General features: G+C 47.3%; 13 protein-coding genes. 1 reads left to right on the forward strand and 12 read right to left on the reverse strand.

Annotation, left to right across the window (positions count from 1 at the left end):
* The 12 genes from VIP81_RS24395 to VIP81_RS24450 all read right to left on the reverse strand — a co-directional run.
* Nucleotides 1–2,059, reverse strand: a 2,059-nt coding sequence (locus VIP81_RS24395) for a hypothetical protein (RefSeq protein WP_331967491.1), incomplete at its 3' end; no start/stop codon positions are given.
* Entirely contained in the window at nt 2,056–2,493 is a 438-nt protein-coding gene (locus tag VIP81_RS24400; RefSeq protein ID WP_331967493.1) for a GPW/gp25 family protein, read from the reverse strand. The genes VIP81_RS24400 and VIP81_RS24395, both read right to left, overlap by 4 nt.
* A gap of 10 nt (nt 2,494–2,503) precedes the next feature.
* Nucleotides 2,504–2,815: a PAAR domain-containing protein gene (locus VIP81_RS24405; protein ID WP_331967495.1), complete on the reverse strand. Its 312-nt coding sequence runs from the start codon at nt 2,813–2,815 to the stop codon at nt 2,504–2,506.
* Nucleotides 2,816–2,821: 6 nt separating this feature from the next.
* Complete coding sequence (gene vgrG / locus VIP81_RS24410) at nt 2,822–4,519, reverse strand: type VI secretion system tip protein VgrG (RefSeq protein WP_331967497.1); 1,698 nt, start codon at nt 4,517–4,519, stop codon at nt 2,822–2,824.
* Complete coding sequence (locus VIP81_RS24415; RefSeq protein ID WP_331967499.1) at nt 4,516–5,307, reverse strand: hypothetical protein; 792 nt, start codon at nt 5,305–5,307, stop codon at nt 4,516–4,518. The genes vgrG and VIP81_RS24415 overlap by 4 nt, the downstream gene beginning before the upstream one ends.
* 1 nt (nt 5,308) lies before the next feature.
* Entirely contained in the window at nt 5,309–5,488 is a 180-nt protein-coding gene (locus VIP81_RS24420) for a DUF5908 family protein (RefSeq protein WP_331967501.1), read from the reverse strand.
* Nucleotides 5,489–5,500: 12 nt separating this feature from the next.
* Nucleotides 5,501–5,965, reverse strand: a complete 465-nt coding sequence (locus VIP81_RS24425) for a phage tail protein (protein ID WP_331967504.1) — start codon at nt 5,963–5,965, stop codon at nt 5,501–5,503.
* A gap of 5 nt (nt 5,966–5,970) precedes the next feature.
* Complete coding sequence (locus VIP81_RS24430; RefSeq protein WP_133809455.1) at nt 5,971–6,453, reverse strand: phage tail protein; 483 nt, start codon at nt 6,451–6,453, stop codon at nt 5,971–5,973.
* A gap of 37 nt (nt 6,454–6,490) precedes the next feature.
* Nucleotides 6,491–8,308 (reverse strand): phage tail sheath family protein, encoded by a 1,818-nt coding sequence (locus VIP81_RS24435; protein ID WP_331967507.1) that lies wholly within the window; start codon nt 8,306–8,308, stop codon nt 6,491–6,493.
* Between the two features lie 11 nt (nt 8,309–8,319).
* A complete protein-coding gene (locus VIP81_RS24440; protein WP_331967509.1) occupies nt 8,320–9,354 on the reverse strand; it encodes a hypothetical protein in 1,035 nt (344 codons plus the stop codon).
* Between the two features lie 3 nt (nt 9,355–9,357).
* A complete protein-coding gene (locus VIP81_RS24445; protein WP_331967511.1) occupies nt 9,358–9,930 on the reverse strand; it encodes a DUF4255 domain-containing protein in 573 nt (190 codons plus the stop codon).
* 587 nt (nt 9,931–10,517) lie between these two features.
* On the reverse strand, nt 10,518–11,309 hold the full coding sequence (locus VIP81_RS24450; protein ID WP_331967513.1) for a TlpA disulfide reductase family protein: 792 nt from the start codon (nt 11,307–11,309) through the stop codon (nt 10,518–10,520).
* A gap of 123 nt (nt 11,310–11,432) precedes the next feature.
* Here VIP81_RS24450 and VIP81_RS24455 point away from each other — a divergent pair.
* Nucleotides 11,433–11,881, forward strand: a 449-nt coding sequence (locus VIP81_RS24455; RefSeq protein ID WP_331967515.1) for a cyclic nucleotide-binding domain-containing protein, incomplete at its 3' end; no start/stop codon positions are given.

Genomic DNA, 11,881 nt, shown 5'->3' on the forward strand with positions numbered 1-11,881 from the left:
TAAAAAACAATTCCTGGAAACGGATAAATACTTCCGATGTTGTTTTACTTACGATCAGCTGGTTCCGGGATTCTACTTGTCCTTCCGGCGTTTCCCGATAGAAGATCCCGGGTTGATCTGGTTGTACCAGTTTACCGAGTAAAGCCACCGGATCTTTTGTCCACTGTAGAAATTCACCACTGTAAGTAAACACTTTCGCCTGCCACACGGTAATATCATCGACTTTTAGATCCCGGGTTTTAAAACGGATAAATGGCGGCGTATGATCATTTACCGGAAGGATAGCAGGGAACTCAGGATGCAGCCAGATAACGATGCGCTGAATCCATGCGATCATCCCTTGTTTCTTCACCATTTCGGGGCTCGTGATGTTATTAACCACACTGCCGGGCACCACTGCCACTACCCTGTTATACTCGCTGAACTGGGCATCTGGTTCGATACCAGACTGCTTTGCAGCCCTCACCGCCGAAGAAAATTCATTTTGAATTTTATTGAGCAGTTCATCCGGCATACCGGTGTTGTTGTAAGTTCCAACAGTATCGGCTACGGTGCCGTCGTATATATTTAATTTTATCAGGCCTTTTTCTGTTGCAATTTCCAGCTGAAAATTATCCAGCAAACTTACGATGTCGATCCCATTACACAGGAATTCCATGGAGATCATCCGGTCGAAACCCTTGGCCATCCAGAGTTCTGTACTACTTACACTAAAGCCGGCATAGGCTTGCAGTTGTTCGAGTTTTTTAGCGAGTTTAATTTGCTCTTTGATTACCGTTACCGGGCGCATGTCATACAGGTCCAGCAGGCCCTGAATTTTCCGGTTTTGGTACATCAGTCTGTCGTATACCGCTTCTCCTGAAAGTGCGCGCCAGGCTTTGGTTCCTGCCGGCCACTCTTCTTCCAAACCATCTCTTTTATCGGCAGCAGGCAGGGCGTAGGCTCGTTTAATGGGTATCCCGTTTTGTAGCTCATCTCTCATATACAGGTTCTGACGTTCCACCAGTTTTACGGGCGAAATCACCAGTTCATCTGTTAATGCATAGCTCATCGGCAATCCGTTGCTATCTGCGCCGGCTTTGAGTGCTGTACCAGCGGCAATGAGATGTGGCGGCAGTTTGAGTGCCAGTTCAAATACGACATGTACTTTATCGGGTACCAGTTGACGTTTTTCTAACCGCAGCACATCGTGGTAGTAGAACAGTAAATGTTTTTCTACCTGGCTGTTCAATTCATCCTGCAGGTGTTTGAAGAGGTGCAGGAAAGTGATGAACAGGGCAATATGCGGTTCATGGTTATGTCGGGAACGGAGGGAGCTTTGAAATGCTTTTCTTACTTTTTCCAGTATGATGGATAAGGCTTTGTAGAACTGTAGAAAGAGGCTCCACAATTCATCCATGTATTCATAGGGCAATACGAAATCGATACATTCGAAAGCGGCTTTGTCTTTCAGCCCCCATGGCGCTGCGCAGCCGACGGTGCCGATGAAACCATCGTATAATTGAATCGCATTGGGATCGATCGCCTTGTGAAATTGTATGAGTCGGTACAAAGGGTCCTGCAGCATGCTGCTGATGATATTGAGGATATCCTGTTTCAGCGGATGATCCACCGGAATTTTCTGGCAGATATGCAGCACCGTGAGGGCGAGACCGTAGATTCCACATTCCGTGCTTTTAATCATCTCCTCCATAATAGCAGCAGATGAGGCTTCACCGGGTTTGGCGGTACCCATGTCTTCCTGTTTCCTGCGGCGGCGGTACAATATTTCCTTTGAGCGGAAAGCGGTGCGGGGGCTATCCAGATCTGTAGCAGCGAGAATGGCTAACAGGCTGGTGGTATCAGATTCCCAGAAGGGCAGCCAGTCGCCGGCTTCCTGATTATCAGGTCCCCAGTGGCGTACATGAGTAGATAACCCTCCTGAAAAGGCTATCAGTTCTTCGATCGCGCGATCATCGAGTTTAAGCTGATCGGGCATAAGGCTGATCAGCAGTCTGTCGCGTTGCTGTGTGCCTCCATGTACCAATGGATGGCGTAATGTGTTGCAGTGTAGTATCATAACTCCACGTTTGTTCCCTCTTGTTTATAAAATGGGTATACGATGCTAAACCTGTTATTGGTGGTGCGCACTACATAATCCATGAGGATTTCCAGCGTCCCTTCCAGTTCTGTGGGGGCAATCACAAGCGATATTATTTTTATACGCGCTTCGTATTTTGCCACATTTTTGCGGATCAGGTCTTCCAGGTAAGTAAGAAAAGTGACGTTCAGGGCGGTGAATACATAGTCTTCCGGATTACAGCCGAAGTCTGGTTGCAATACGCGTTCACGCACGCTGGTGCTAAATAGTATTTTCAGGCTCTGGTCAATATCTTCTTCATATTGTGCCATGGCGATTTTGCCGTTGCTGCGGTCAAATGACGGCGGAAATGCCCAGCCTTTGCCGAGAAAGGCTTTCTGTTCATTTTGCGGATTTAAGAATAAATATTCCATGATGTTATTTTTATCCTCCTATGAATACGTTGGGTGATCCTGTTTGAATCATGCCTCCCGGCATATGGGTGGTTTCGTCCAGTTGTCTTGCTGCAGCCTGGCTGCCGAAGAACACCGAGGAAGAACCGCTTTTGATCATATTGCCCGGCTCTACGCACATGCACATATCATTTTGCACGGCAGCAGCCAGCTGGTTTATAAACACCCTGGCTGTGCCGGCGGCCATCACCTGACCGGGGCCGTGTGGTGTGTTTGGCGGCGACGATAGTGGTTTCGGACAGATGTGCAGGTCCGTATTCCGTGCAGCTGGTTTACCTGGCATAATGCATTAGTTTAAATCGATTCGTGTACCATTTATTTTTATGCCCTGCGCCGACAACTCAATGGAAGTACTTGCATCCAGTGTAATACTGATTTTCTGTCCGCTTCCATCCAGCTCTATTTTAGGGCTGTTATTGTCTCCGGCGCTGAGTAGAATTTTCTTGTTGTCATCGTCAAAAATGAATTGCATGCCACTTTGGGAGATCAATCCTTTTTTGGCATTCTGGTCGCTGGCGGGCAGTTGTTGCGGCGCCACATTTTTGTCGCTGTGTACTGCGCCCAGTACCACGGCATCATTGGGATCGTTGTTGATGAATCCCACAATGACCTCATCTCCTATTTCCGGTCTGAAAATAAATCCGCGCTGATTGCCGGCGTAGATGTTCACCATTCTTGCCCAGATGCCCTCGGCATCGGTGCCGTTTGGATTTTTTGCTACAAAAGGTAAGCGCACCTGTATGCGGTAGTCGCCACTGCGACTGTCGCCTTCTATTTTAGATACCACGCCTGCATGCAGGCCGCGGATACCGCTTACAAGGCCCGCAGCGTCCGGGGCGGCAGGTTCCATATTATCTGCCGCAAAATTTTTATTCCATCCAAATTGTATATCTGTTTTCCAGGTGCCATTGATTACCTGGTGTACTACTCCTGTAATGAGATGGGTACCGTTAAACCGATCCCCTACTCCGTTTACTTCCAGGGTGTCGCCGGGTTGTACTTTCACACCATTAACGGCAGCGCGGCCTTTTACGTGCGACAATGTGCCGCGTTGTTGTTTGGCGGTTGCCCATGCGTTGAGTTCCTGGGTATCCATGTCGCCGCCATGATAGAGTTGTACAGGATTATCTTTATACAGCACATCCGGGAAATCGCGTTGTGCGCCACCACCGGTCAACGCGCCGGCTGCAGCGGATAGTAGACCACCGGCTGGACTGCTGTCGGCGCCGGCAGATTCTTCTGCTACCTCCTGCCGGGTATAGTCCCAGGTACTTCCTTTTACAGAAGGGTAATGATCACGGGCATCCAGTTCTGATTCAAATTCCAGGATAGGAATACCTTTGTTGCCGATGCCAAACTGTACCTGCAGGTCGGGCGTTGCTTTAATAGCGGGTTTCTTCATGTGCAGGGTGCCTTCGTCCAAATGCAGACAAAGCCCGTTGGCATCTGCGCGCAGCAGCATAAAGTCCCAGTCGGTGACATTGTATTGTACCAGTTCCTTGTGGGTGTAGCCGGGGCTTTCTATGGTACCGGGTGTGACGGCGGGATAACTGTTGAGGATATCCTGCACCAGGTCTTTATCAGAAACATTATAAAAGTAGCGGCTCTTACGTGCTACGGTCGCTTTCACGGCAGCATCCCGGCATTCTATCTCCAGCCGGAAATAGCGGTCCTGCTGCACTTTCACAGCATGCCGGATGATAATACCTTTGAAAATTGTTTCTTCTTTCTGCTCATATCCCAGCAAAATTTCCACTGTTTTTCCGGGAGAAAAAAAGTCCTGGTTACTTTTGGCAAACTCCTGTTTTTCCACGGAGCCATCGGCAAATACGAGTCTGGCCCAGGGGATGCGGTTAAATTCCAGTCCTACTGAAAGCGATACCAGCCCACCCGGAGACATCGTCACTTCTTTACCGTCGGCCCTAACGGTAACGGCTACGTTGTGTGTTTCCCTGTTCTGCGTTTCCGCTGTTTGTGGCAGCATCATTTTTTCGTGGTTTTATCGATGGGAGGAAGAATCAGTTGTGTGCCGGGCTGCAGATTTCTGAAGTTGGTCAGCTTATTGGCTTTCGCTACTTCCAGGTAATACTTTTCATCTTCGTACACATCATCACAGATGCGGAGAATATTTTCTCCGGCTACCACCATATGATGACGGCTCAGATCCGGCGATAATAACGACAGCAACGCCATACTATCTTTAAAAGGTGTATGGGCTTTAATTTTCAGCGTTATTTCCGCACGGAGGGGAATACCATCCGGACTAAAAAGATTGTAGTTGATGCCCATATTCAGGAGTAAACCCATGAATACCAGTGTTCCGTATTGTACCAGCAGGAAAGGAGGGCGATGGCTTTCGTCTTTGAAGTCATATACAGCAGCCTGCAACTGTGCTACTCTTACCGGAACGTAGGCGCCCTGTGCCTCTGCGGGTAATGCATTCATGAGGCTGCCTATCAGATCTGCGGATGGCATAGTGCTTGGGGCCACTACGCCGGTGCCGTCCAGGATAAATCGGAGTTCCAGTTCTTCCGGATCTGATTTATTGAACTGTAGTTCAGTGCCGGCGGCTCCTTTAGTATCGGGTTCATTGTACTTAATACTAAAGTTCCTGCTGATGGATTCCGGGTTGATCTGCACTTCGAAAATTTTGGTCGTCAGGGTAGCTACAACGGTGCTGGCAGACAGACTACCCAGGTCGCCCAGTCCGCCTTTGCCGGCGCTATCAGGTCCCGGCAATGAAACGATGCGTAATTTGGTAATTGATCCGTCCATGTCAGCGATCTTTTTGTCGTTCTAAAATCTCCATCACCTGTTGTACTGCCTCTTCGATGATGCGTACCTTCACGTCTTCCGAAATTCCCGCAGACGGCGCTGCCATTGGGTTAGCGCCGGCATTGGTATTGGTGGCGGTTACATTGGCTTTCACCAGCAGTTCCCTGATAATAATGGGCATGATGAAAATGATTTAAGAAGATTTAGTGAAATAATTATAGTTGATCTGTATCGTTTCTACGGCGATGTCGCTGTTTTGCGCATTGAGTCCACTGATTTCCCATTTGGTGGGATAAGCGTTTACCAGATGCCAGGCCATGAGTGGCTTAGGACTTCCCTGTGATCCGCCTTCCACATCGAGCAGGAATATGTGCAAACTTTTGGGCGAAAAACTAAAATCTTCAATGGCTTTGCGACACCACTCTACCAGCGGTGAACTGATTTTCAGTCCACGTTTCAGCACCAGCGGCTCCGCGCGTGCAGGCAGCGGGAGCTGGTGCGTAAAACGGTTTTCGCCTGCTTCCTTCACGGATTGTGTTTCCATGCTCATGGAAAGCCCGGACAGCTCCTGAAATTCCGAATCGCTGTCAGGCATACCATCAATCACAACTTTGAAGTAAAAACCCGCTGGCGGATAATTATTTCCAATTACCGGCATACTATTTATTTATATTCAACTGTCAAATCTTCAATCGCCAGTTCCAGTGTTTCCACGGCTACTTCATTGGCATCTGCTTTCATATCGGTGAAAGCTACTTTCACCGGAAAAGCATTTGTCAATGTCCAGGCTACCACGGGATTGCCTTCCTCATCGTTGAGGGTGATCACGATGTTTTTGCGGTAGTCTACTCTCTTGCGTACCGATCCTGGTTTTCCACCATCGCCGATCCAGCTGAAGAATTCCGCGTTGGCATCTTTGAATCCCTGAATGAGTCCTTTTTTAAGGGTTACGTTAGCGAACTTGCGCAGCCCCGGCATTTTGATCTTGGAGAAATTAGGATCATTGCCATGTCTGTATTCTATCAGGTCTACCTGGTAATCCAGTCCGCTCACTTCTGTGAAGCCGATCTGATCTACACTATTAAATTCCTGCTCCGGGCGGGACACCTTGAAATAGAATTTGGGGAAAGGATAACTCTTTGCCATTTGCTATAAAAGTTTAAATGCTTTTAAAAATGTACTGTTAAGATTCCACCAGTTCGAACTTGTGTTCGTACTGCAACACGATGAATTCTGCGGGTCTTGCTACCGCTACTTTAATGAAGATGCGCATGATGCCATTGAGTACATCGTCATCGCTCATCGATTCCGGTGCGCTGCAAATCACTTCGTATGCATCGGAGGGGGTGTTGCCATAAAGACCGCCAGCTTTCCAGAGCCTGTTGAGGAAGCTCTTGATCATAGCGCGTACTTTGATCCAGGTTTGTTCGGTATTGGGTTCGAATACAAAATCCTGCATGGCGATACCGATAGAATCTTCTATGAAACAGAAAGTGCGGCGCACATTCACGTATCTCCATTCGAGGTCGTTGCCGGCGAGTGTTCTGGCACCGTATACCAACAGGCCGCGGCCGGGATAGGTACGGATCGCATTAATGGCTTTACCATTGGATGGCGCATTTAAATTAGCATGCAGATCGTCATCAATATCCAATGCGGGTCTGATGCCACCAAAAACACTCACATTAGCGGGTGCTTTCCATACGCCTGCATTGGCATCTGTGCGTACATAAATACCAGCGATGGCGCCGCAGGGAGGCAGTGTTACCGCTAAATTGGAGATAGCGTCTTTGATTTTACCGTAGATGAGGTTGTTCGCATCTTTGATCACATCCATACTGAAGTTGGTGAGTGGAATGCTTACACCATTTCCGAGGGCTTTCACGGCGGCTTTCAACGCAGCGAGCGTACTGTCCAGCGTTCCTTTTGTGGTGGTTACGGCGGTATTGGCGGTATCCAGTGCCGTTTGCAAAGTAGTGAGTGCGGTATTTAATATGGTTTGCGGAGCTGCAGCGGGTTTATCTATATCCGTTGCCACGCCGGTTGGCAGCGGATTCCCGGAGTCTGTTGCAATCTTTTTCAGTTGTACTACCAGGTCTGCGTCAGTGGCAGCAGGCGTAGCTGTTTTATATGCATCCAGGGTTGTTTTCAGGTAGGTAAGTACTTTTTTATCTGCTGTCAGTCCGGCTACTTTCGCCACCGCAGCAGGATAAGCACCTGCGGCAGTGAGATAGGCTGCTGCTTTGGCTTTGAGGTCAGAAACAGTATTTGTATCGCCGGGAATAGACTGTATATGGGTTTTCACCACTACATCCGCTTCTGCGTAGTTATAGCTGAAGATCGTTTTGATGTAAGGATAGTAAGCCATCCCGTATTTCTTATACTCAATATCGTTCGGCATATTGGTTTGGAAGCCGTTTTCGATAGCGGTGAGGTCATCGCCGTTTACATCATGCAGATCGATCACCGTTACCCGGTCTTTCATCTTGCTGCAATGTTGTAAGGCCACTTCGATCACTCCTTTGTATTCGGTTTCGTTGAGAGAGGTACCGTCGGGGAAAACGAGGATCGTTATTTCCTGCACTTTGGTCAGTAAAGCGATCGCGTTTTTGATATCATCCGGAGCGGGATCGCTGTCATATCCGCCCACAGACAGGATATAGCATGGGCCGCCGCCGTTGGCATAATAAAACAACAGCGAATGATACATTTTGAATGTAAAGTCTGCCGGCTCTGTCACCTTTACTTCCGGCTGTCCGGAGCTTTCATCGATAGTGACATCGATGTGCTGTAGCGGAGCGCTCCCGAACAAGTCTTCATATTCTTTCATCGACTTGATCCTGGTGGGTTTTCCGTGCAGGTCGTCCCCTTTCTTCACCGCTTTCTCCGTATAGCCAATGAAAACCGGTACGGCGCTGGGGATCACGCCCACCGTTGGAGGAAGGGTAGCAATTTCCTGGGTGTAGACGCCAGGCATTCTTAAATCTAGCAAGGCTGCCATGTTATTTGCATTTAGAGTTTATAAATGATAGTTGTATTTTTCATGCTTCTATCCGGAATAGCGAGATGTCCTACTTCCACGCCCGGATCTTTATTTAATTTTACGATGGGCTGTTCTCCATCTGCCAATACAATCGCATCAGCTGATTCGAAGAGGTATACAGCTTTTATTTTTCCATCGGCTTTGAGACCATTGATAAAAATGTTTTCCGCGGGAGTAGGTGCTCGTTTCACGATGCCCATACTGTTTGGGTAGCGGGAGGTTCCGGAAACACTGTAAACGATGGTGAGTTTGGTAGGATCTACCGTAGCGCCGCCGCGATCCACGGGCTCTATCAGGTAATATTGCCATTTGGAAGAACGGGCGCCCAGCGCGAGTGTAAAGCCCAGGTTATCATCACCGGGTTTTAGTTGCAGGTGCAGCACTGCCCAGTTGTTGCTTTGCTTCAATAATTCATCACTCAGCACCATTTTCAGGTTAGCTGTTCCGCCACCTGTCAGTGCTTTTTCCAACAGGTAAAGACCAGGCTTTTGCACCGATATTTTCACGGCACCACTTAATTTATCTACTGCCTCCGTAACTACGGGTACCCATCCGCCAGCTATGGCAGCAGGGCGTTTCAGTGTAACAGCATCCACGGTACCAGCCGGAAAATTGAGCATGGTTTGCTGTGCCGCCATGTCGGGTAATTCGTTAGCGGCGGTCAGCGTCAACTGTTGCTGATAGGTACCATCTTCTTTGAGATTGGAAAACCAATACCTCCCTTTTCCAAAGCTGTTGGTAATATTGAGCAGGTCTGTTTTTATTTGTACGCCGAAGAACAGATCCACGACGGTATCCAGTGGTACAAAAGGATCGCCACCTTCATCGCGTCTGCCATAGATGCGCAGGTTGCCATCTGTTTGGCGGAATATCATGCCATAGGTATCCATGACGGCCAAGGTGGAAGGCAGCGGTGTAAACACTGCATCTGTTGCATGGTGGTTGCTGTAAAACTCATGCTTTACTTCGAGGGAAACCAGTGGGGTGTATTTGACGTGTAACATTATTTAAACAGTTTCATCTCCATGGATATCCGTGATCAGTGAACCACTTATAGGTGGTGCCTGCTGGAACATTAATACGCGTGCTTTATAGATAACGGAGGGCAGGTATCGGCCGCCCATTACCGTCCAGAGATTGTTGAGGTTTTCGAAACCGAGGTTATGCAAATGCAGTACGGCTTCCTGTGCTTCGTCGTTCACGGGAATGACGAGGCGACGGGTAGACTGGAAACAGCTGATCACCTGGCTGATGGCCTGCATGCTGGTCACATAGGTATCGTACTTCGCAGAAAAAAGCAGGAATGCATTAATGTATACGGCACTTTTCTCTCTGACAAAAGATGATCCTATTTCGCGGAGCGGATAATTATTTCTCATGGCATTTTCTTCTTCCACAGATACCAGTGTGAGGATCACTTTATCATGGAACAATTCTTCACCGCCACCTTCAGCGCCTTTGTCGTGAATGGATACGTCTCCAATCACACATTCGAAGAGATCACCGGGGCCACCTTTCGATCGCAGACTAAAATAGAGATTTAGCTTTGCTATCATCTCTGTAAGCAATAGATCAATCATAACATATGTCGATTTTTGGGGTCACAAATTTTCATACGCCTGGTGGCACCTATAGGAAAGGCGCACTACGCGAAAGCATAATGAATATTTGTAAAACTGTACAGTATGCACTACACAGAATATAACGGCTAAGCACAGTGAACCACAGCTGCAACGCGGCAAAGCGGCAATTAATTCAACTGTGACAAATAATAACTTCTTTTCAGAAGTCAGCTAAATTGACGTGATCATTTTTAACGTGATTTTTTGGGAGTTACCATTAAAAAAATCTAAATCGCTGATACATTGGGGTCTTGGGGTACTGAATATTTCCAGACATGAAACTAGACAAAATAAATTAAAATACAAAATCAGTTAAATTTTTTTTTATTATAGCAGACGTTGGAAGTCAGGATTCCTTTTGAAATTAACTGCTAACAAATGCAGTATGGTAGCGGGTATCATCTCCCTGATAAAAAATAAAAAATGGTAGCGTGGGAAAAGTACGCAAGGGATAAATTGCGGGAAAACCCTGATGACTCCTTTTACTACCGCCACCCATCAGCAGTGAAATTATGCCAATAGGTGACCACGAAAAAGAGGTACCGTTATTTTACCGGCACGGCTTCGTGTAAGGCAGCTACCAGTTCTTCCGCACTGTCCGGCACCTTTTGGATGATACCGTCTTTGAGAATCATGTGTGTAGGGAAAACATCTACTTTGGCTTCATCCAACACATAGGCCTCCGGCACGGGAATGGTAGCATACAGGAAGCGTGTTTTTTGCAGGAAAGAACGCAGTTGGACTTTTGTGTCAAATGCCATACTTAAAAAAAGTACGTCTTTATGATTGCGGTATTCCTCCACCAGCTCATTTAGCCTGGGCATTTCTGCTACACAGGCGCCACAACGGATAAACCAGAATTTGAGCACGACTGTCTTTCCTTTTAATGTTTCCTTATTATAGACAGCATCATTGACGTCTGAAAAATTAATGGCGGGAAATGCGGTGCCTTCTCTCTTATAATGTTTATTGTATACATCTCCATAATATCTTACCACATTGTGCACATCCCGGCTGCTGGTATCCGGCAACTTATACAGCTGATAGCTTGCTTTCGTATCGGCGGCCAGTCTTACCGGCACGTAATCACCAGTAGCAAATGCTTCCAGGAATGTGGCTCTGCTAATGGGTTTCATGGCCGTATCAAAGGCGGTATAATCAACGGCCAGGTTCAGGAGGTCCTGTTTGTAGCTCATAAAGGCAGGGCTGCTGGCTATAATTTTTCCCGGGGCTCTCATGGGGCCTCCTGCTTTTGTTTCCTGAGAACCGGTGTGCGCGGAACAGGCAGACAGTATTAACAGGGCGGATAATCCAAAACGGGTGTATAACGTGGGCATGTTTACTATTTTAGTCAACACAAGATATTTATCACGATCGCTGATCCTGTATAATAATAAGAAATTAAAATCATTTATGCTATTCATCCCATTGTCCTACCTTCGCTCCTTATTATTTTTCATATGCCTGTTCAAGCGCTTATTGATTATTTTACCACCATCACGCCATTATCTGCCGAGGCACAGATAGCGTTAAAGAGTTGTTTATACCTGGAACATTATCCTAAAAAAACAGTTATACAACAACAAAACCGGCCGGCACAGCATATTTTCATTGTTCACAAAGGATTGGTACGTGCTTATTATACGCATAACGGAAAGGAAGTGACCTCTTCTTTTGGCACGCCCCGCTGTGTGGTTTGTGCCATGGGAAGCCTGTTATCTAATGAACCGGCCTTTTATGGCATAGAAACACTGGAAGACAGTGAGCTGTTCTTTATTGAATTTGCGGCATTGGAAGCGTTGTATGATGCGCATCATGAACTGGAGAGATTAGGTCGCATCATGATTACCCAGTACTACCTGGATCAGGAAAAAGAACTCAAAGCCATCAGATTACAGTCTTCCGAGCA

It is taken from the genome of Chitinophaga sp., assembly GCF_036566945.1.
Taxonomy (GTDB): Bacteria; Bacteroidota; Bacteroidia; order Chitinophagales; family Chitinophagaceae; genus Chitinophaga.